This window comes from Acinetobacter kookii (genome assembly GCF_900096895.1).
GTDB classification, from domain to species: domain Bacteria; phylum Pseudomonadota; class Gammaproteobacteria; order Pseudomonadales; family Moraxellaceae; genus Acinetobacter; species Acinetobacter kookii.
Genome location: NZ_FMYO01000001.1, coordinates 119,073 through 140,012, shown reverse-complemented (window position 1 = coordinate 140,012; position 20,940 = coordinate 119,073). Strand labels below are relative to the sequence as shown.

At 41.6% G+C, this 20,940-nt stretch carries 25 protein-coding genes; 14 read left to right on the top strand and 11 right to left on the bottom strand.

Annotated elements, in window-relative coordinates; genetic code table 11:
- Positions 1 to 687 precede the first annotated feature (687 nt).
- The 4 genes from BLP85_RS00735 to BLP85_RS00720 all read left to right on the top strand — a co-directional run bounded on the left by BLP85_RS00735 (position 688) and on the right by BLP85_RS00720 (position 6,725).
- On the top strand, positions 688 to 1,602 hold the full coding sequence (locus BLP85_RS00735) for a cation diffusion facilitator family transporter (RefSeq protein ID WP_092818246.1): 915 nt from the start codon (positions 688 to 690) through the stop codon (positions 1,600 to 1,602).
- 179 nt (positions 1,603 to 1,781) lie between these two features.
- The gene (locus BLP85_RS00730) at positions 1,782 to 2,843 is read left to right on the top strand and encodes an HlyD family secretion protein (RefSeq protein WP_092818244.1); all 1,062 of its coding nucleotides are present in this window, start codon (positions 1,782 to 1,784) and stop codon (positions 2,841 to 2,843) included.
- Positions 2,840 to 5,596, top strand: coding sequence for a ribosome-associated ATPase/putative transporter RbbA (rbbA, locus tag BLP85_RS00725; RefSeq protein WP_092818242.1), 2,757 nt, complete (start codon positions 2,840 to 2,842; stop codon positions 5,594 to 5,596). Before BLP85_RS00730 ends, rbbA begins: the two co-directional genes overlap by 4 nt.
- A 1-nt stretch (position 5,597) precedes the next feature.
- Complete coding sequence (locus BLP85_RS00720; protein WP_092818241.1) at positions 5,598 to 6,725, top strand: ABC transporter permease; 1,128 nt, start codon at positions 5,598 to 5,600, stop codon at positions 6,723 to 6,725.
- 278 nt (positions 6,726 to 7,003) lie between these two features.
- Here the strand turns inward: BLP85_RS00720 and BLP85_RS00715 are convergent, their stop codons facing one another.
- A complete protein-coding gene (locus tag BLP85_RS00715) occupies positions 7,004 to 7,705 on the bottom strand; it encodes a VIT1/CCC1 transporter family protein (protein ID WP_092818240.1) in 702 nt (233 codons plus the stop codon).
- A 100-nt stretch (positions 7,706 to 7,805) separates the two neighbouring features.
- Here BLP85_RS00715 and BLP85_RS00710 point away from each other — a divergent pair, with 100 nt between their 5' ends.
- Positions 7,806 to 8,111 (top strand): hypothetical protein, encoded by a 306-nt coding sequence (locus BLP85_RS00710; protein WP_143002174.1) that lies wholly within the window; start codon positions 7,806 to 7,808, stop codon positions 8,109 to 8,111.
- A 241-nt stretch (positions 8,112 to 8,352) separates the two neighbouring features.
- Entirely contained in the window at positions 8,353 to 9,372 is a 1,020-nt protein-coding gene (locus BLP85_RS00705) for a tyrosine-type recombinase/integrase (RefSeq protein WP_092818236.1), read from the top strand.
- Here BLP85_RS00705 and BLP85_RS00700 read toward each other — a convergent pair.
- The 7 genes from BLP85_RS00700 to BLP85_RS00670 form a co-directional block, all read right to left on the bottom strand.
- Positions 9,365 to 9,658, bottom strand: coding sequence for a hypothetical protein (locus tag BLP85_RS00700; RefSeq protein WP_086175083.1), 294 nt, complete (start codon positions 9,656 to 9,658; stop codon positions 9,365 to 9,367). The two genes, BLP85_RS00705 and BLP85_RS00700, sit on opposite strands and share 8 nt — an antisense overlap.
- Positions 9,658 to 9,897, bottom strand: coding sequence for a hypothetical protein (locus tag BLP85_RS00695; protein WP_086197304.1), 240 nt, complete (start codon positions 9,895 to 9,897; stop codon positions 9,658 to 9,660). The genes BLP85_RS00700 and BLP85_RS00695 overlap by 1 nt, the downstream gene beginning before the upstream one ends.
- A gap of 133 nt (positions 9,898 to 10,030) precedes the next feature.
- Entirely contained in the window at positions 10,031 to 11,266 is a 1,236-nt protein-coding gene (locus BLP85_RS00690; protein WP_092818235.1) for a hypothetical protein, read from the bottom strand.
- Positions 11,263 to 12,336, bottom strand: coding sequence for an ATP-binding protein (locus BLP85_RS00685; protein ID WP_092818233.1), 1,074 nt, complete (start codon positions 12,334 to 12,336; stop codon positions 11,263 to 11,265). The genes BLP85_RS00690 and BLP85_RS00685 overlap by 4 nt, the downstream gene beginning before the upstream one ends.
- An 11-nt stretch (positions 12,337 to 12,347) precedes the next feature.
- Positions 12,348 to 12,656 (bottom strand): hypothetical protein, encoded by a 309-nt coding sequence (locus tag BLP85_RS00680; protein WP_092818231.1) that lies wholly within the window; start codon positions 12,654 to 12,656, stop codon positions 12,348 to 12,350.
- Entirely contained in the window at positions 12,653 to 12,919 is a 267-nt protein-coding gene (locus BLP85_RS00675) for a hypothetical protein (RefSeq protein WP_092818230.1), read from the bottom strand. Before BLP85_RS00675 ends, BLP85_RS00680 begins: the two co-directional genes overlap by 4 nt.
- A 298-nt stretch (positions 12,920 to 13,217) precedes the next feature.
- Positions 13,218 to 13,580, bottom strand: coding sequence for a hypothetical protein (locus BLP85_RS00670; protein ID WP_092818228.1), 363 nt, complete (start codon positions 13,578 to 13,580; stop codon positions 13,218 to 13,220).
- A 148-nt stretch (positions 13,581 to 13,728) separates the two neighbouring features.
- Between BLP85_RS00670 and BLP85_RS00665 the strand changes: the two genes are divergently transcribed.
- Complete coding sequence (locus BLP85_RS00665; protein ID WP_092818227.1) at positions 13,729 to 14,778, top strand: DNA cytosine methyltransferase; 1,050 nt, start codon at positions 13,729 to 13,731, stop codon at positions 14,776 to 14,778.
- Here the strand turns inward: BLP85_RS00665 and BLP85_RS00660 are convergent.
- The 3 genes from BLP85_RS00660 to BLP85_RS00650 all read right to left on the bottom strand — a co-directional run bounded on the left by BLP85_RS00660 (position 14,775) and on the right by BLP85_RS00650 (position 17,744).
- Positions 14,775 to 16,553, bottom strand: coding sequence for an ATP-dependent nuclease (locus BLP85_RS00660; protein WP_143002173.1), 1,779 nt, complete (start codon positions 16,551 to 16,553; stop codon positions 14,775 to 14,777). The genes BLP85_RS00665 and BLP85_RS00660 overlap by 4 nt on opposite strands.
- 276 nt (positions 16,554 to 16,829) lie before the next feature.
- The gene (locus BLP85_RS00655; RefSeq protein ID WP_092818225.1) at positions 16,830 to 17,045 is read right to left on the bottom strand and encodes a hypothetical protein; all 216 of its coding nucleotides are present in this window, start codon (positions 17,043 to 17,045) and stop codon (positions 16,830 to 16,832) included.
- A gap of 33 nt (positions 17,046 to 17,078) precedes the next feature.
- Complete coding sequence (locus BLP85_RS00650; protein WP_092818223.1) at positions 17,079 to 17,744, bottom strand: LexA family protein; 666 nt, start codon at positions 17,742 to 17,744, stop codon at positions 17,079 to 17,081.
- A gap of 132 nt (positions 17,745 to 17,876) precedes the next feature.
- Between BLP85_RS00650 and BLP85_RS00645 the strand changes: the two genes are divergently transcribed.
- The 7 genes from BLP85_RS00645 to BLP85_RS00615 are packed head-to-tail and all read left to right on the top strand — an operon-like array spanning position 17,877 to position 20,939.
- Positions 17,877 to 18,128, top strand: coding sequence for a hypothetical protein (locus BLP85_RS00645; protein ID WP_092818221.1), 252 nt, complete (start codon positions 17,877 to 17,879; stop codon positions 18,126 to 18,128).
- Between the two features lie 24 nt (positions 18,129 to 18,152).
- Positions 18,153 to 18,617: a phage regulatory CII family protein gene (locus BLP85_RS00640; RefSeq protein ID WP_092818219.1), complete on the top strand. Its 465-nt coding sequence runs from the start codon at positions 18,153 to 18,155 to the stop codon at positions 18,615 to 18,617.
- 54 nt (positions 18,618 to 18,671) lie between these two features.
- Positions 18,672 to 19,022 (top strand): hypothetical protein, encoded by a 351-nt coding sequence (locus BLP85_RS00635; RefSeq protein WP_228143234.1) that lies wholly within the window; start codon positions 18,672 to 18,674, stop codon positions 19,020 to 19,022.
- A gap of 3 nt (positions 19,023 to 19,025) precedes the next feature.
- Positions 19,026 to 19,322 carry a hypothetical protein gene (locus tag BLP85_RS00630; RefSeq protein ID WP_092818216.1) on the top strand — a complete coding sequence of 99 codons (297 nt, stop codon included), beginning with the start codon at positions 19,026 to 19,028 and terminating at the stop codon, positions 19,320 to 19,322.
- Between the two features lie 2 nt (positions 19,323 to 19,324).
- Complete coding sequence (locus BLP85_RS00625) at positions 19,325 to 20,278, top strand: helix-turn-helix domain-containing protein (protein WP_092818215.1); 954 nt, start codon at positions 19,325 to 19,327, stop codon at positions 20,276 to 20,278.
- Complete coding sequence (locus BLP85_RS00620) at positions 20,275 to 20,535, top strand: helix-turn-helix domain-containing protein (RefSeq protein ID WP_092818214.1); 261 nt, start codon at positions 20,275 to 20,277, stop codon at positions 20,533 to 20,535. Before BLP85_RS00625 ends, BLP85_RS00620 begins: the two co-directional genes overlap by 4 nt.
- On the top strand, positions 20,532 to 20,939 hold the full coding sequence (locus tag BLP85_RS00615; RefSeq protein ID WP_092818213.1) for a DUF559 domain-containing protein: 408 nt from the start codon (positions 20,532 to 20,534) through the stop codon (positions 20,937 to 20,939). The genes BLP85_RS00620 and BLP85_RS00615 overlap by 4 nt, the downstream gene beginning before the upstream one ends.
- Position 20,940: the final 1 nt, after the last annotated feature.

Below are 20,940 nucleotides of genomic sequence, written 5' to 3'. Positions count from 1 at the left end.
TCACATAAATAATATAACAAAAATACGATAACCTTCACACATAATTATCAGAAAGTCTTATAGATAATCAGGCTTTAATTTAAACCACTCGCCTAAACGATGCTAATTTAATCCTAAACATCATCGGGGCTGAAAGTAGAATTTTGTCTTTAAGGCTAAACAGTGTATTCACGCAGTTGCATTGCAACAGTATATTGTCCTTCACAGTCAAAACACGCTGTAAATTGTATCCGGCGGAGTAGAACCTGTAATCGAACCATCAATAATAGAAATAGAATGATTAAGCAGGCATTCAATACACTCAAAATATTGAATAGACTTGTAGGGTATTGAAGCAGAGGTCAAAGATTGGAGCTGAGAATCGGTGCAATTTTCGGGATTTATGCTATAGAACTGAGCAAAAAGCGACCTGTGAAAGGCATACCCGTAAGGAACACTGAGTTTTTTGAGCTTATCTAATCCAGCTTATTTGAGGCTCCATATAGCAACATTTAAAACATTTTGATTGATTATTCAAATGAATTGGCCACTCCGGTTGTTGAGGCAAATGGGCTTACTCATATTTTTACACCCGAAAATATTATGGAATGTCTCATTAAAGAAGAATAGGCACTCGAAAAAATTTAGAATCCATCATATTGATATATAATTGATTACAATCAAGTGAACTGAGCGACTGGAGCAGCGATGTCTGTACAGCATTTCGATGATGATACCCATGAAGATGATTTAATTCATCCAGAACACCGGGCACAGGCAGCAAGTAAAACCACTTGGGTGAGTGTATTTGTTAACCTGTTTTTATCCATCTTTCAGATTGTGGTCGGCATTTTTGCCAAGTCCCAGGGCCTGATTGCGGACGGTATTCATACCCTCAGCGATTTGGTGGCGGACTTTATTGTCCTGTTTGCGAACCATCATAGCAAAAAAGAAGCCGATGAAGATCATCCTTTTGGTCATCACCGTTTCGAGACAGCAGCCTCTTTTATTCTAGGCTTGCTGTTATTGGGAGTTGGTATCAGCATGCTGATTATGGCAACGAATAAAATTCTTAACCCTGAAGACATTCCAAAAGTACAGGCAGTGGCCTTGTATATCGCAATGCTGGCGCTGGTAGGGAAGGAATTATTGTTCCGTTATATGCTGAAAGTGGCCAAAAAAGTCAAATCCAGTATGCTGGTCGCGAATGCCTGGCATGCCCGTTCTGATGCCGCTTCATCTCTGGTGGTACTGGTCGGGATTGCCGGCAATCTGTTGGGTTATCCCATTCTTGACCCGATTGCTGCCTTGGTGGTCGGTTTGATGATTATAAAAATGGGTTGGGAATTTGCCTGGCAAGCATTAAGTGATCTCATGGACCGGGCGGCAGATGAACATGAAATCAAGGCAATCGAAAAGACATTTCTCTCTACTGAAGGTATTCTGGGGGTGCATAATATTCGGACCCGCAAAATGGGCGATATGATTATTGTGGATGCACATATTGAGGTCGATGGTAATTTGAGTGTGCGTCAAGGACACGATATTTCAGTGAATGCGAGAAATTTGGTGATGAAGAAGCATCAGGTGATAGATGTCATCACTCATATGGACCCTGTTTAATTTATCTTGAAGGTATTTGATACACAACCTCAGAGACTGAGTGTTAAACCACGGTAGATTGACAGCGCAAAGTCGCTTCATCCGTTCCACGGTCACCTGGTGCTGCATATTGAGGGTGACCTGATGGCTATAAAATAATTTTGAAAGATGTCTTTAGAATAAAATTTGGGTAAATGCACATGAATATAAAGAAACTCTCTGTTGTCGGTGCAATTGTGATGCTGGGGTTGGTGGCCTATATGGTCTGGAAAAACATGAATCAGCCGGATACACAGGCGTTGGTCAGTGGCAATGGGCGGATTGAAGCGACTGAAATCAATATCTCCAGTAAATTGTCTGGCCAGCTGGAAGAAATCCTTGTGCAGGAAGGTGACTTTGTCGAAGCTGGTCAGGTTTTGGCACGGATTAAAGTTTCTACCCTGGAAGCACAGCTGCGCGAAGTTCAGGCCCAGCAGCGTCAGGCCCAGGATGGCATTGCGACCGCAGAAGCCCAGGTGGCAATGCGCATCAGTGAAAAAGCGGCAGCCACAGCCATGGTCGAGCAGCGTGAAACTGAACTGGTGGCTGCCAAGAACCGTCTGGCACGAACCGAAATTTTGGCCAAAGACGGGGCAGTCTCTAAACAGCAGCTGGATGATGAGCGCGCCGATGTCAAAAGTGTTGCAGCCGTGCTGAGTGCGGCAAGAGCACAAGTGGACAGTGCACAAAGTGCGATTGTGGCAGCGCGCAGTCAGGTGTCGAGTGCACGCTCGCAAGTCGACGCCATCAAGGCCACCATAGAGCGGATCAATTTCGATATTGAAGATGCCCAGCTCAAGGCCCCCTTGAAGGCACGTGTCCAGTTTCTGGTGGCACAGCCGGGTGAAATGATTGCCGCAGGCGGACGGGTCATGAACCTGATCGATCTGTCGGATGTTTATATGACGTTCTTTTTGCCCGAAACCGTGGCCGGCCGGATTGCGATAGGCAGCGAAGTCCGTATTGTGCTGGATGCAGCCAAAAACGTGGTCATTCCCGCCCGCGTTTCTTTTGTCGCTGATACAGCTCAGTTCACCCCAAAGACGGTGGAAACTGAAAGTGAACGTCAGAAGCTGATGTTCCGGATCAAGGCAAAAATTGACCCGATACTGCTACAAAAATACATCCAGCAAGTCAAAACTGGCCTTCCGGGCGTGGCCTATATCAAAATTGATGATAATGCTCCTTGGCCCGATTTTCTCAGCAATCTGGTTAAATCATGACAGCCTTATCTGCACAGGGCACGATTGTTGCCGACATTCAGCAGGTCAGTCTGAAATACGGCAAGACCCAGGCTTTAAAGGACATTTCCCTGTCGTTGCCAGCGGGTTGCATGATGGGTCTGATCGGTCCGGATGGCGTGGGAAAATCCAGCCTGCTGGCATTACTGGCCGGTGCCAAGGTGGTTCAGCAAGGCCGCTTGATGGTGCTTGGTGGCGATATTGCCGATGCCAAGCATCGTAGAAAAGTCTGTCCGCATATTGCCTATATGCCGCAGGGACTCGGCAAAAACCTGTCCAAAACTCTTTCGGTTGAAGAAAACCTGCAGTTTGTCGCCCGCTTATTCGGACACAATGCAGCAGAAAGCCGAAAACGTATTGATGCACTGACCAAAAGTACGGGACTGTATGAATTTTTGGATCGTCCGGCCGGGAAACTCTCTGGTGGGATGAAACAGAAGCTCGGCCTGTGCTGTTCTCTGATTCATGATCCGGACTTTTTGATCCTGGATGAGCCCACCACCGGGGTTGACCCCTTGGCACGTGCGCAATTTTGGGAGTTAATTCGCCGTATCCGTAGCGTCCGTCCACAGATGAGTGTCATTGTCGCCACGGCGTATATGGATGAAGCGCAGGGCTTTGACTGGCTGGCGATGATGGATGCAGGCAGCATCCTGCAAACGGGTACACCGCAAGAGTTGCTGGCACAAACTGACAGTCATAGTCTGGAAGAAGCCTACATCAAGCTTTTGCCGGAGGAAAAGAAACAGGGCTATGAACCGGTGGTGATTCCGCCTTTAGCGGATGATGGTTCGGATGGCTATGCCCTGGAAGCCCAGAACCTGACGGTTAAATTTGGCGACTTTACTGCAGTAGATCATGTCAATTTCCAGATTCGCCGTGGTGAAATTTTTGGATTCTTAGGCTCCAATGGTTGTGGTAAATCGACCACCATGAAGGTCTTGACCGGATTGCTGGAGGCTTCGGAAGGGCAAGCCTGGCTGTTTGGGCAATCGGTGCAAGGCAGTGATATTGCCACGCGGCGGCGTGTCGGCTACATGTCGCAATCCTTTTCCCTTTATAGTGAATTAACCATCATTCAGAACCTGGTGCTACATGCCAAACTATTCCATGTGCCGGCAGAGCAGATCGCGTCACGTGTGCAAGAAATGCTGCAGCGTTTTGACCTGATGGGGCTGAAAGACAAATTGCCGGATGATTTGCCACTGGGGATTAGGCAGCGTCTGTCACTGGCGGTAGCATTGGTGCATAATCCTGAAATCCTGATTCTGGATGAGCCAACTTCCGGTGTAGACCCAATTGCCCGGGACAAGTTCTGGCATTATCTGATCACCCTGTCGCGACAGGATGGGGTTACCATTTTTATTTCCACCCACTTTATGAATGAAGCCGAGCGCTGTGACCGCATGTCGCTGATGCATGCCGGACGGGTGCTGGACAGTGCTGCACCGGCCAAATTGATGCAGAACCGGCAGGCCGAAACTCTGGAACAGGCCTTTATTGGTTATCTATTAGATGCGGGTGCGGGCAGCCAAGCTGCAGCGGAAGAGCAGGAGGAAAACAGTTCAGCCGATCATCCGCCCGTCAAGACGCAGCAAAGAAAATCCAGCCGATTCAGCCTGCAACGGCTGCTCAGTTATGCCTGGCGCGAATCACTGGAGCTGGCCCGTGATCCGATTCGTGCCACCATGGCCTTGGTCGGTTCGATTATCCTGCTGTTTGTGATGGGTTACGGCATTACCATGGATGTGGATGGTCTGACTTTTGCAGTGCTGGACCGGGATCAGACCGGACTGAGCCAGAACTACAACATGAGTATAGCCGGTTCACCTTATTTCGTCGAAAAGGCACCTTTGCAAAGTTATGATGATCTGGACCAGCGCATGCGCAGCGGCGATATTGCTTTAGCGATCGAGATTCCGCCGGGTTTTGCCCGGGATGTGGCCCGGGGTGAAAATGTCAAGATTGGCGCCTGGATTGATGGAGCCATGCCCCAGCGTGCCGAAACGGTGCAGGGCTATGTACAGGGCATTCATGCACACTGGTTGATGCAGCAGGCGCTGGAGCAAAGCGGGTATAAAATATCAAGTACAGTCAATGTTGAAACCCGCTTCCGCTATAACCCGGATATCAAGAGCCTGCCGGCAATGGCACCGGCCTTATTTCCGCTGCTCATCCTGCTGATTCCGGCCATGCTGACGGCGTTGTCTGTAGTGCGGGAAAAAGAGCTGGGTTCGATAGTCAATCTGTATGTCACTCCGGTCACCCGCAGTGAATTCCTGATCGGCAAGCAGATTCCCTACGTGGTGCTGGCCATGCTGAACTATGTCCTGATGTGCCTGATTATTGTGCTGATGTTTGATGTACCGATCAAAGGCAGTTTCCTGACCCTGACCCTGGCTTCATTCCTGTTTATTATTTTTTCTACGGGCACGGGTTTACTGGCCTCCGCCCTGACCAAAAGCCAGATTGCCTCGATGTTTCTGGTCATGCTGGGTACGCTGATTCCGGTGATGCAGTTTGCCGGTATTATTAATCCGGTTTCCTCACTGGAAGGATTTGGCCGCTTGTTTGGCGGGATTTATCCTGCTACACATATGGTGAACATCAGCCGTGGCGTGTTTAACAAGGCTTTAGGTTTTCAGGACTTGCATCAGTCTCTTTGGGTCATCTTGCTGTCGGTGCCGGTCATTATGTGTGCGGCAATCCTTGCGCTAAAAAAACAGGAGTCTTAGGATGTTCAGTCAGAAAATACAGAATATCTACCAGCTCGGTTGCAAGGAATTGTGGAGTCTATGGCGTGACCCGGTCATGCTGATCCTGATCATCTACACCTTTACCGTGGCGATTTATACGGCAGCGACCGCCATGACCGACAGCCTGAACATGGCGCCGATTGCGATTGTGGATGAAGATCATTCGACCTTGTCCGAGCGAATCACTTCGGCATTTTACCCGCCTTATTTTATTCCGCAAAGCACTGAGCTGAATTATATGGATGCCGGAATGGATGCCGGGGAATTTACCTTCGCACTGAATATTCCGGTTAATTTTCAGGAAGATGTGCTTGCAGGAAAAGCAGCTGCGGTTCAGGTCAATGTCGATGCTACGCGCATGTCTCAGGCGATGACCGGGGCTGGCTATATTCAGCAGATTATTCAGTCGGAAGTCAGTGAATATGTGTTGCACAACAGGAAAGTGAGCAGCATGCCGGTTGAACTGGAGATGCGTGCCCGCTTTAACCCGTTGCTGGACCAGAAATGGTTCGGCAGTGTCATGGAAATCATCAATAACGTGGCGATGCTGTCCATCATTCTGACCGGAGCAGCGTTAATCCGCGAGCGTGAGCACGGTACGGTAGAACACCTGATGGTGATGCCGGTTACGGTGTTTGAAATTATGATGTCCAAGGTCTGGTCCATGAGCCTGGTGGTATTGATTGCAGCTTTTACCGGGCTGAAACTGGTAGTACAGCTAGCCTTGCAGGTTCCGGTTGAAGGGAACCTGCTGCTGTTCTTCTTTGGGGCATTATTGACCCTGTTTGCCACCACTTCGATGGGTATTTATCTGGCCACCATGTCGAAATCGATGCCGCAGTTTGGTTTATTGATGATGCTGATTCTGATCCCGATGGAAATGCTTTCAGGCGGGATGACACCGCGTGAAAGTATGCCGGAGGTATTGCAGTATCTGATGCTGATTGCCCCGACCACGCATTTTGTTGAACTGGCCCAGGCTATTCTGTATCGAAATGCGGGACTGAATATCGTTTGGCCGTCGTTTCTCTGGCTGGTTGGCATTGCCGTGCTGTTTTTCTATGTGGCCTGGAAACGCTTTAAAGATACCATTCATACCATGACCTGAGCATTTATATGAATATGCAAGAAAAACCGGGGGGCAGGTAAATATCAGTATTTTTAAATAGCGCTAAGTGGCCCGTAAAGATAGCTTTGCTTGGACAGGCCTCATGCTGATGGGATACGAGCAAGATTTCACTGGAGCTGAATGCGTTGAAAATAAAGATGCTTTTTAACTTAAAATGACATGCTTGATCAATATAAAGCATGTCACATATTTCTATCTATAGACTGAGGATTTATGTCCATCATGGGCAGAGACTGGGAAACATATCAAAAGCGGTCTTATGCGACACTCACATTAAATAATGATCCGATCCAGGCGCTGAATAACATGGCGATAATCCCCCAAAGCATGACCCGGATTGAGCCTCTCCAGATGCTGACCCCACCAGCATAACTCGCTAATGCCCCCATAATGCCGAGACTTAATACCCCAATTACCATCACGCCTTTCTCTAAATATTGCTCGGGCAGCAGCAGAATTGAAACTAAAGGAAAGAGTGAGCCGATGGTAAATGCAGCAGCTGAAGAGAAGGCCGCGCGAAAGGGCTGGGCAGAAGTATGATCTGAAATGCCAATTTCATCACGCGCATGTGCATCTAAGGCATTGTGTACAGTCAGCTGGCGGGCAACTTCTTCAGCTAAAGCGGGTTGCAATCCGCGTTGTATATAAATGTTCTTTAATTCTTGCAATTCTGGCTCAGGATGGCGTTGCAGTTCGCGCTGTTCCATCTCCAGATCATTCTTTTCAATGTCCTGTTGTGATTTAACCGAGATATATTCGCCGGCAGCCATTGATGCCGCCCCAGAGATTAATCCGGCGACACAGGTCACAAGTAAAGTATGGGTAGATGCGCCACTGGCCGCGATTCCGACCACCAGACTGGTGACGGAGATAATGCCGTCATTTGCCCCCAGCACAGCTGCACGTAACCATCCGGCACGTTCGATATAATGTTTTTCAAGATGATATGAATGGCGCACAAAGTATATCCTTTTTTATTATCATGATGATTATAGTTAAATTTATTTCAATGTAGAGATGATTATTGAATAATTTTGAAAAAGCTGCTGAATAATATCAGTGAGTTGGCTATCTCATTGTTCCTTCCCATTGTTCCTTAAAGCTTGCACAATTCAACAAGTGGGTGGTGTATTGTTGTTAATTGACGAGTTTAAAAATCGTCAATTATATCAATTATGTATAAAAAACAGATTGGATGGCGTTATTTCAAATGTGTCAGATAAATTGAATTTAATTACGCCAGAAAATATCCTTTTAAACGGTATTATGTTTGAACCAGTGGTTGATATGGCAATGAATCATTTGATGGAATTATTGCTCATGGCATGCCTTAAAGACGAAAGCAGTTTAAGCAAAGGCAGTTAAAATATTTTATTTTAGATATGAAAAAGCCCCATGGTTAAGTGCTATCCCAAATTGATGAATTATAAGTGGTTTTCTAAAAAATAATTAATAAATAATTATAAAACAATTAATTAGGATAATTTATTTAGCTTTAAATCCTTAGATTACCACCCTTAAAAGTTCTTTTAATTGAACATATTGGACGTTTTTGACAAAAAATAAGTTAATATGAAACATTATTTACGCCAAGATTACGCCAGAAATGAAACTACCAAAAGCAAGAAAGCGTGGGGAATCATACCGTATTGAGTTAATGTTTAATGGTAAACGCATCAGTGCTACACGAGATACTGAAAAGGAGTGTGAGCAATGGGCTATGCTTAAACTTCTAGAATTAAAGACTGAGCAAAATAAGAATCAGAGCGAAGTTAAGCAACACTACCCATTTTCTGCACTACTGCATAAATACTATGAAGAGATAGGCAGGCATAAGAAATCCAGCAGAACTATTAGAATTTCAATCAAGCAGTTTATTGACAGCTATCCGGTTATTTCGCAAATGTCTGTTCACGATATTACACCTCAGATATTGACGGACTGGCGCAACTCAAGATTAAAAAGTGTCAGTATTGGTACTGTACTCCGTGACATATCTTTATTCTCAGCAATTTTTACCTATGCACAGAAAGAACTTTTTCTCATTGAAAGTAATCCGTTTTCTATGGTGAGCAAACCATCTCAGCCAAAATCAAGAAATCGACGTATAAGTGATGCTGAAATTGATCTGGTACTAAAAGCCCATAATTATGAGAGAGGACAAGTACCAACAGAGATACAGCATTTTATAGCTTGGGCTTTTCTTTTTGCGATTGAGACAACAATGCGACAAGGGGAGATACTTTCCATTAAAAGGTCGAATATCCATAAAGACTATATTCACTTGCCTGACACCAAGAATGGTCATTCGCGTGATGTACCATTAATGGATAGTGCAAAAGAACTATTAAAACTCATACCTGATAACGGATCTGATAATTTGCTTGAGATAAGCAGTAGCACTTTTCAGAATACGTTCAGTAAGAGGGTAAAGAAAGCAAATATCAAAGAATTGCATTTCCATGATACCCGGCATGAAGGAATTACAAGACTGGTTAAATTAAGAAAGGTACCAATTGAGATTCTAATGAAAATTACTGGTCATAAGACTGCAGGGATTTTGATTAATACTTATTATAATCCTACAGCAAGCGAAATAAGTGAAATGCTGAACGGGTCTAATTGACCCGTTTTGCTCCGCGTTTATTTTTCTGAGGCTTTGATAAAATCATCATAGCTGTCTTGGTTTCGTAAAGATGCTTACCATCAGTACCTTGATTGTAGCCCTCAAGCTTTTTAATGATAGTTGTTTTGGTTAAACCGTATTTTTCAACCAGCCAAGATACCGGAACCAAAGCTGGCAATTCTTCCATCTTAAGTTGAACAATTTTCCCACCAAAGATGTTTTGACCAAGATAAAGCTGAGGCTCTACATCAGCCTCAACAGTAATGGTGTACTTAAGAGCTCCCATCACGCCACCTTTTCTAAATTCACATCTAACGGACTAACCAGGTGAACCTGGTATTCCTCATAAAGCACCTGGCAATTTCGATTACCAGTTAAGTCTTTTGCAACCAGCACATAATCCAGTTTTGTGCCTTTGCCTTTAAAAGTTGCACCACCATCAGCAAGGTCTTTCTTTACGTAGCCCAATTTTTCGAGCCATAATTTAAAGCCAGCTACATGTTTGTTTTTGATACGGAAGATCATCGATACCCCCAACTATTCACAAAATCCTGAATACAATCTTCAATACCAAAAAGATTGATGTTCTTGTATGTCTTAACCCGGCCATTGTGCTGCACAAGCAGCACACGGGTGATGGATGAATATTGGTAGCTCATTAAGGCTCACCAATTGCCGCAGTAAAAGGATCCAATTCAAGTCGACGCTTCTCAACCAGTTCCATTAATCTTGGTTGAATTTCCAGATCACATGCCGATACATCGATTTCTAGGGCATCCAACTCAGTCAGGTCTTCAGCTTTCTGAATACGAACTGCGAGTGATGATTGAGCCTTAGGGGGATTAAGCTCGACCAGGCGTTTATTGATTGCATTAATTAATGGCTTGCGCTGTTCTTCGGTCCAGTGCTTGGTGTACTTGATTTGAGTATTGGCTTCTATTGGTGTAGCTGCATTGGCAACATTTCCAAGTAATTCATTTAGTAACACCTGGTGAATATTGTCTACATCGGCCTGAACTGGCGGTTCCAGATGCTCATCTTTTTGGGATTGAATGAGACTTTCAGCCTCTTGTTGCAGTCGCTTAAGTTCATCAACGCTTAAATCATTAACCAGTTCAACCTTAGGCGTGTATTGCTCAGGGTCAAGTTCAAGTAATTTATCTTCAGTCAGCTTGCACAAGTGTTGTTGATCTTCACGCTCCAGATGGCCATTAGCCATAAAGACATGGCGTAGAGCCAAAACATCCCGTGTTGTTGTGCATTCATCAATTTGAGCCGTAAACTTCTCAACCAATTTCACCACATCAGTTTCAACAAATTCTTCTGTTAAATTTTCTTCTACTGCAGTAACTGGACCTGGCTCGGTAATCTGAATATTAGACTGGCTTTCAAATGTCTTTTCTTCTACATCATTTGATGTTGAGTTTTGGTCATTTGCAGCTGGTTCTTCTGTTTTACGGCTACGACGTTTTTTGGTTTTACCTGTATTGTCAATTGTTGGTGGATAAAAGATGTTCCGTCCAAACAGCTCGCCAATTGCCTGCAGCTGTAGTTCTGCATTTCCTTTATCTGCCTGGGCGAAACCATTACGCACAGATGCGAAGTATTCCATGCACTGTTTGCTGTATTTAACCTGGGAAATATGGTCGGGATAGACAATGAATATTTCCTGACCTTCCGCTACATCATCAGGAGTTAAAGGCTTGGTGAATGTAATACCAGCCAACTCCATGGTTTCAACTTTGATGCAAAACTCATAACCAGGTTTAGCAAAGATGTTGGCAGGGAACTGATCGATATCAGTGAATTCGATCAATTCACCAATAGCGCGGCACATGATATTCCGACCCGCCATCATTGCTGCAAAAGCTTCATTACTATTTAAGATATTCATGCTGACCATCCCTCCATATCTGATTTAGCCTGGCAGGCATTTAAAATTTGTTGTTCGTACTTTGTGCCTTTGAAGTAGGTAGCAGGACGATTAAGATCATTAATCTGGTTGGCATTTTGAATGTCTTTTAACGCAGCCTGATAATCATTTTCTAAACGTGCTTCATTCTCGGCATGTAGTTGCTGTTCATTAGCTTGTTGTGCTTGTTGAGTACGTTGAATGATTGAGTGAATACCAGCACATGTCTCATCAAACTTCTGCTGTTGAACATCGTGAAGGCTATTTAGTCCACGTTTGGCACAATACTTTTCAATATCAATCCCAGCTTGTTGCATAAGTGCTTCAAGTTCTAAGAATTGATTACCATTGATACATGCATCAGCAGATCCAGAGCTAAGCCATTGTTTGAGCAATATGCCAGCCTGTTCAGAAAGAACCATAGGCTCACTAAAAATGCGGGTACGATCCTTTGTTCTAACCGCATAGTTGTCATGGGTTAGATCCAGAACGGTAGTGAATTCATATTCAATTCCATCGCGCTGTTCAGCTTTCATGCCCACTTTTTCGACTTTCTTTTTACCGTTGCCTGCATCAACCTGAACGGTATCCATTTTGCTGCGCATGGTCACAATGATATTGATGCTGGACTGAAGCATTGCATCGATAAACTTGCGATGACGTGGTGTAACCTGACTCCATGCACCCCAGCTATTACCTTTGAAAGTGGTACCGGAAAGTTTGTCGACAATCTCCAAACAGCCGCCAACGCCAGACCATTCATGAGTAATACTGTCCAGGATTAAGGTATCAAAACCTGCTTTCTCAGCAGCATGAATAGCATCAATAAATTTTTCAGGCGTGTAGGGCGGTTGAATGTTGGCATGTTCAAATTCAACAACATCTTCATACAGCTCAGCACTACTGTTTTCTGTATCAGCTACAGCAATTCGTCCCCCAATTCCTTTAGCTAAAAGGAGTGCACCTAAGGTTTTACCTGAACCGGTAGGACCGGCAAGGGCAAGGCGTAATTTCGCGTTTTTGCGTTCAGCTTTCTTAAAAAATACAGTCATGATAATTCCCCTTAAGCCCCAACCCAGCCCATACGTTTTTTGTACGCACGACGTTCACGCAATGGAATATGTGAACTCTGCAAACCCATGGCCAAAGCCTTACGACGTTGGAAAGCACGTTCACGGTCAAAGTTTTGACGGATCCAAGGCTTGGCAACTTGTTCTTCAAGAGTGACTTTTTGAAGCTCACCGGTTTTACGATCTTCAGCGAAGATGTCTTTACCTTGTTCAACATAAACAGTGTGGCCAAGACGCATGGACATGTTGTTTTGTTCAAAGCCGCCCAGGTATTCAGAGAATTTTTGAGTAGAAGTAGTCATTTGCTTACCTCCATCTGAAACTTAACCGCCTGCAAGGTCTGACGATCCACATCATCTGAACAACTGCGGACCATGAAAGGTGTTGCTAAAATTGGCGAACTAAAAACCACTACTGCAATCGCATCACGCATAAAAGCTTTGAACTTGTTCCAGCGATTTGCCCGAGCAATCTGCTCACTAGAAGGCGGCTGCTGGTAAAGAATCCCGGTTTGCGGGATATGGCCAAACTCTGGGGTTTGACTATGGGAAGGTGTTTGGTTCATACTTATCTCACTCTTTGAGTAAAAGTCCCTCTGCCTGCAAGTGTTGGGACTTTTTTGTTATCTGGTGATATAAATATTACCTAAAAGGTAATTTATTGCAATAGGTAAATTATCTTTTTATTATCTTTAAGGTGTTTTTGTTTTATAGTAGACAAAAGAAAACCCACATATAGTGGGTTCGAGATAGGTATTGCTTTGTCATTACAGATCCCGTCTTCGTATGAGATCTTGAGTAAAGAATAACCATTTAATATTTCAGAAATAAGAAACCCACCGAAGTTGGCTTATGTAGATAGGCTTAACTTTGGCATTCAATATTATCTTTTTTCTTGTAGTAGTCCAAAGCTATGTCCAGATCCTTCAATAGTTGTGCTCGCGTATATTCAGTGGGTGACAACTTAAGTAAGGCCGGCATGTAATTGGTTTTGTATTCAGTAGGGTAGTCCTTACAGAGTATTTGAGTTCTTTCCGCTTGTGGGGTTTCAGCATTATCCAGCTTGTCCAAGTAGGTATTTATAATTGCATCTGACTTCTCAAATTCGGCTTTTGCTACAAGATTAGTTTTACCCGTAGCAGCTGTAGTTACTTCCTCTGGTTGTTTTTGGCAGCCTATGAGGGCTAAGGAAAAGAGTAGGGGAATAAGAGTAGTGATTTGTTTCATTAAGTTATTCTTTTATTATTTACATATATATTCAATTGATGTGTTTAAAAAAAACACTTTTAGATTTACCACTATACAATTATAAGCTGTATTAGGTTAATATTAAATCACCTTTATCGGGTGGTTTATCTTTTTTTTGGATGTGAAAATGGCTTTTAAATCACTGACTGCTATAGATTTATTTTGTGGAGCTGGAGGGTTGACTGAAGGCTTGAAGCAGGCAGGATTTAATGTATTGGCGGGTATTGAGCTGAATAAAGTAGCTGCTCAAACATACCGACTAAATCACAGTGATAGTATATGCTTTGAGTCAGATATACGTGAGCTTAGTGCCGAAAAAATTTTAAAAGATTTAAATATTAAAAAAGGTGACTTAGACTTACTTGCAGGTTGTCCACCGTGTCAAGGATTTTCCACACTTAGAACACGAAAAAAAATGTTAGCTCAAGAAGATGTTAGAAATGAGCTTATTTTTGAATTTTTAAGACTTATAGAAGGACTTAAACCTAAAGCTATTATGCTTGAAAATGTTCCAGCCTTAGTGAACGATTATCGAATGGAGTTTTTCCTTAAAAAATTATCTTCTTTAGGATACATCGTAAATGATAAAACTGTTCAAGTAGAAAATGCGGCAGATTATGGTGTTCCACAACGCAGAAAAAGAATGATTGTGAAATCATCAAGAATTACAGAAATAGAACAGACCCCCTTATCAGATAAAAAAGTTACATTAAGAGAATGCTTTACTAGAGCAAATTTAGGTACAGCAGGGCTATCAGGTGATTGGCTTCATGATTATCCTCAAAAGAGAACAAAAAAAGTAATGGAATTAATCGCTGCTATACCTAAAGATGGGGGAAGTAGAAAGGAGTTACCAGATCACTTGATCCTCGAATGCCATAAAAAAAAGCCAAATCAATTTGCTGACGTGTATGGTCGAATGAAATGGGACGATGTTTCTCCAACAATTACTGGTGGCTGTTCTTCACCTTCAAAGGGGCGGTTTTTGCACCCTGAAGAGGATAGATGTATTACTTTAAGAGAGGCTTCCCTTTTGCAAACCTTTCCTAAAGATTATAAATTTCCAAATGTGTCACAAGGAGCAATTGCCTTAATGATTGGTAATGCTCTTCCACCAGAATTTATTAGACAGCATGCAATTTCTATTAAAAACTCATTAGAGAAGATAACAACTTAACTTGTTATCTTCTCTAAAATAGATTGTCTAATTTCTTCTAGTTCTGAATTATTTTGAGGTATAGTCTTAAGCGAGAGCAGCTGGGTAAAATAAATCATATCACTATCTAGTGTAGATAATGGCAACGTCTTAATTGCTAATTCTCTAAATTTAAGTTTTGGATCATGTACAGTAGTATCAATTTGTTCTTTATGATCGGAAATCATTTTTTCCCAAATCAAACTTTCTGGATTTCCATTAGTAGGTAAAAAAATAACCTGACTTTTTAACCATTTGATAACTTTCATGTTAAGTTCGATCTTGTCTTGTTGAGACATATTACTATTTTGTGGAATCTCTAATTTTCCATCACAAAATTTATTAATATCATGTGAAAGTTGGAGTTTATCTTTTTCTGTTAAATCCGCTAAATCTGGTAAGGTATTACGCCGTTGATCCCCATCAAGATAAAGAAATACTTGATAATTTTCTGCAAGAGCATATACAACTGCAAAATTATTAAGGATATCAAATGCTCCACCTTTATAAAATTCAACTTCAAAAAGACTTTTTTGAGCTGCTGTAAATTCATTTGTAGCGTATTCAATTAAAGATTTGGCAAGTTTATCTTCAACAATAAATCTAATTTTATTGTTAGTAATATGCCCTAAATGAAAAAAAGCCTCTTCAGCATTACAGCCTTTATCATTAATTTCAATTTTCTTACTTGAAGGATTTAAATGTAATGTTTTGATTGATTTATTAGGTAATCCTTCAATAAATGTTGGAGAGTGAGTAGCTATTACAATTTGGAGTTGTTTAAGTTTACATTGTTCGAGCAAAAAATTTTTTAAGCGTGTTTGAGCTCCAGGATGTAAAGATACTTCGGGTTCATCTAATAAAATTAGACTTTTTGGATCAGCTTTCAAGATTTCATGAACAATTTTTATAACCGCAAACTCTCCACTTCCTGCAAAAGCTTCGGTATATTCGACTTCATCTTTTTTAATTTTACAAGTTATACCTGTGCAATTAAAAAAGGTATGCTCAACAATTTGAATATTTGTATAGTTGGATTGAAGAATTTCAGAAATATATTTTAAAGCTATATTATTAACATTATAATTTGAGATAACTTTTTGTTTATTTCGGAAAGTATATTCTTGTAAGTTTTGAACAATAACTTTATTTAAATATTTTGAATATCTACGTATATGTTTTTTTCTAGAAGCTGTTTGACTGTATTTTTCAACAGTGTCTCCATAATAAAAAAACTTATCAAAAGCACTAATAGTTTCTCTAAATGTAAGATAGGAAACTTTTTTGTCGATTTGTGGCCATCTAGTAGTTACCCCCCATTTCTTCTTAGAAGATGGATCATCAGGTAGTTTATCCATGCCTAAACCTGTAAGAGGTCTAGCCTTTTCCCAATAATCGGGGTTTCCGTCTCTTTTATATTTTGCAACTAAAACTTGAGCTTCTTGAATTTCTTTACCTGATTTTAAATTGTGTGCATACCAAAACTGAGGAACTGGATCGTGAGAAATAGCATCTACGTCTGTAGAAAACCATCGATTACTAATAATTTTATCTGGACAACAAGATTCAAGCGCTTTTAGTATTGAACTTTTATTGGTTCCATTTCCACCAACAAGTACAGTAATAGGAAAATCTAATGTCAATCTAGTTTTTTCTTGAAAATTTTTAAAGTTGGAGAATTCAATAAATTTAATATATGGTTCAAAAACGCCTTGGGAAAACATTTGTGAAATATCTTTAATATTACTACTATCCAAAACTAACCCCTGAAATTTTCAATTAAATTAATGTTAAATATATTTTATATTTAAATGATTAATTTTAATAATTTTATTTGAAAATTTAAAGTGAAATTTAGAAATTTTAAAAATTTATCTTAGCTATTCTAAATAATTAAAACCCATTAAGAATGAATTTTTTAAATGTTTTCCCTGTTATACAATTTAAAATAAGGTTCTTTAAAGGGTGAATTTTCCTTACTTTTTACCGCCCCTATACAACCCATAAACTTTACCGATCCAATTTCTATTCAACTAAATAAAAAGCTGAATACGCCTAAACTTCTTATTCGCTTCAATTTCTATTTTATAAAATTTGTCTCTATCAGCTGCTTCTATAAATTTAGTAAACGTACTTGATTCAAGAAGTCGGTAGAGAAACCTTTCACCGGTTTTAAGCACCACTGTTAATAAGTAGTGCTGATAAAGCACATGGCTGATCTTGCGGGAATTTATTTCAATTGTTTGCATTCATAACGCCCCAAGTCACCGGTAACTTACTTTTTAAACATCCCGATACAACCCAACAACCTTACCCACCAACTTACATCCATCCATTAATGGAATGGTTTGTTCTGGCCAATTTGGATTAAGTGGTTGTAAATACATATTGCCGCTTTCAACAATTAGTTTCTTGAACGTAGCTTCAGCATCACCTTCACATGACACAATCACCAGATCGCCAGTTTTCAACTCACTTGGTTGAAAGTCTGGATTCACATATATTTTGTCACTTGGGCGGAAGTCTGGAAGCATTGATTCACCAACAACTTCTAAACCATAGCCATTTTTGCCACATTTAGGATTTGGTGGTAACCATTCATCAAATTGTGTTCCAGCTGGAACAGCATCTACAGTAGTCCATGAACCAGCTTGTACCCAGGAAATGACAGGAACGAGTCGACCAGCAATAGGAAAGGGTGCAGTGACGTTTGGTTCAATTTTTTGGACTTCTGCCTCATGTGGAATATCCAACCAGCCATGGGGCTTGCCAAAAGCTTCTTCAATTTCACGAGCAACTTTATTTCCAATTCCTTTGATTGGATTGGTACCAGCAAACTGACTTGTTTGTGATTGTCCTTTTCCAATTTTTTCAGCAAAACTGGATACTCCACCAACTTGATCAACAAGTAAGCGCGTATTTTTATATCTGATTGATTTGCTGTCCATATTTTTCCTAATTCTTTGTGACAAGTCACATTTATCAATTGTAGTTTTATCACCAAAAAGGTAAACAAGAAAAAAGGTTGTATTTACATTACCTAAAAGGTAATATTTAGATTGATACGAGAGGATCAATCTATGAATTTTCGAGATTTCATACTTAATCAAAGTCCTGAGGACTTAGCAAAATATGCAAAAAATGCTGGTACCACAGTGGGATATTTAAAGTCTCATTTGTTGTACGGTTATAAAGAACCAAGAAAAAATCTTAGAAAAGCTTTGGCATCTGCAAGTGATGGACAAGTTTCTGAAATGGAAGTTTTGCAGCATTTTGGGTTATATCCTGCTCAGCAAGGTAATAACCATAATGGTAATAAGGCAGCTGTTTAATAAATACGTTCGAAGGAATTTCACATGAACATTATCGATGCTGCATATAACACGGTTCATGACTATCCAGGCGGTTCAAGTGCTTTAGCAACCCGTATGGGAATTAAAAGTCCGGCTGTACTCAACAGCAAAGTGAATCCAAATACAGAGACTCACCACTTAACACTTGCTGAAGCATCAAAGCTTATGGCCTTAACTGGTGACTATCGAATCTTGCAGGCATTAGCTGCTGAACACGACAAGATAGCAATCGATCTGCCAGATATTCCTGAATGTCGTGATATGGCGCTTACCGACACAATCTTATGTATTGGCACGAAAGGTGGGGATGTGATGAGTAAGTTTCGCGAAATGATGGCAGATGGCCGTATTACATCAGGTGAGGCTAAAGACATGTCGAAGATCATTCACCAGATGCATATCAAATTAGGGCAGCTTGATGCAGAGATTCAAGCATGTATCGAAAACCCACAAAAAGAAAAAGCCTAACGGGAAAGGTCAGGCTTTTCAGTGTGTTCACAAGTCTATGAAGGAAAAATGAACATGGAATCAAATTTAACACAACATCTATGTGCTGGTAAATGCACTGACTACAAAGAAGAACAGTGTAATACCTGCTTAGTCCAGCAAATTGAAAAACGGGAATTCAATTTAGGACTGGCACCGGATGATGCCTACGTGCAATACGATTTTATTAAAGGGGATGTGGTGGTGTATTCACATCGAATTGCAGATAACAGCCTGGAAACCGTAGAGGATTTTGTCCTAGATGAATACTACAGATTGGACGGTGGGCAGATTATTCACAAAGATGACATTCAGCTCGCATCACCAGCTGAACTCAAGGCCAAACGCCGTCTGGATCAACCCATTGCATTATTTGTCTCGGAGTGATCCATGAATAGACAGTTCCAGAAACAACCGGATTTTAAGCAACAGCAGGGCATTCAATCATTTTATGAACCTGCTTTACGTGTGCTGAATGAAATCCATGAACAAAAGAAATTAAGCCTTCGCAAAAAGGGCTATGACGAAAACAACGCCGCCGTTACCAAAATTGAATTATCCCAGTTAATGGCCCGGAGATTTCGCATCACAATTTTTCTGGCTGATCAGATCATATCAAGCCTGGTGAAGTCGAATTCAGTTGAATCATTTGGTGGATACGTGAAGCCAAAAGCAGTTGAGGTTTAAATATGAGCTTAGATGCCAGCAAATGGGCATGGAGTGTAGAAGTACCCACTAAAAAAGGTGGGGCTTTGAAACCGCTCAAGAAATTAGTGCTGCTATCACTTGCGGACCGGGCTGGTGAAGATCACTGTGCTTATCCAAGCATGTCTAGATTGGTGGATGATACAGAAATGGACCGCAAAACGGTTTTAAAGATCATCGATGAGCTGATTGAAGATGGATTAATTGCAGATACTGGTGAGCGAAAAGGGAAAACCAAACAGGTCAAAGTGTATCAATTGGTTGGGGTAAATGGCCGTGAAACAGTACCAACAATGGAACCCTTAAAAGATCAAAAAGCCGATTTAAAGAGTACCAACAATGGAACAGTACCAACAACGGAACAGTTCCAACAATTCCATGAAAGGGTCCCAACAATTCCGTTAAAGGGTCCCAACGTTGGGACACGGAATCTATCAAAGAACCTACCAGAAGAATCTAAAAATAAAAAAGACTGGTTTTGTTTTAAAAAACTTTGTGAAGAAATTTATCTGGCTGATGACAGCATCGATTTTGAATCCATCATGAATTCGAAATGGGCGGAACGTGAAAAACGAGCATTCGAGAATTACAACGCTGAAAAACCCATGAGTGATGATCTGATGATTTATCACTTTGCTGACTGGTTGATTAACGCCTACAGAACCAAGTATTCGAATACTCAAAATCCAACTTCTGGAAAACCTGCAGGTACCGGCGGTAAATCTCAGCAGCTTTCTGAAAAACAGATTCAAACCTTTGCTCAGAAACTTTCACAACATCCTGAGTTCTCAAGCAAGTTCTCTGAACCGGGTGAGTCCTATGAAAAACTCGCTGCTCGTATTGCCGTGAAACTTGAAGATCCAGCACAAGCCAAAAAATGGGAACCGTATTTGAAACAGGTTGGGTTCAATGGATCACTCCCGGGAGCTGCAGCATGACGGATGCAGAGCGCACCTACACAAACCTGATGATCTTCAAAACCATGGCGTCAACCAAAGGCCGTATCTCTGTTAAGCAAATACATGCAGCGATAGAGCCAAACATGGGGATTTCAATTCGCAGCCTGCAGCGTTATCTCAATGGCCTGGTTCACTGGGGATTGGTGGCAAAGGATGGTGAAACACCACAGGGATTTACTCTAACTGATCACGCAAAACAGCTTTTTGCAGAGTTGGCCAGTGGGACAGATGCATGACCAGCTACTCAATTGCTGAATACAAGAAAATGATTGGGGTACCTAAACCTAAACGAGGCTCTAAGCATCCTAAGGTCAAGGGTGAGAAAGTACCGAATGAGTTTGAAGCAAAGTTGGCCAGAGAGTTAAGGGCCTTAAAAATCAACTTTGAACAGGAATATCAGTTTCATCCAAAACGGAAATGGAGAGCTGATTTTCACCTGATAGGTAAAAAGATATTGGTTGAAGTTGAGGGTGGGATCTGGAGTGGTGGTAGGCATACGAGAGGTAAGGGATACATTGGGGATATGGAGAAATACAACGCTGCAGTAATGATGGGTTACCAGGTAATACGGTTTAGTACAGAGCAAGTGAAGTCAGGTTTAGCGGTTCAGCAAATAGAGAAGATGGTTGGGGATTTATAAC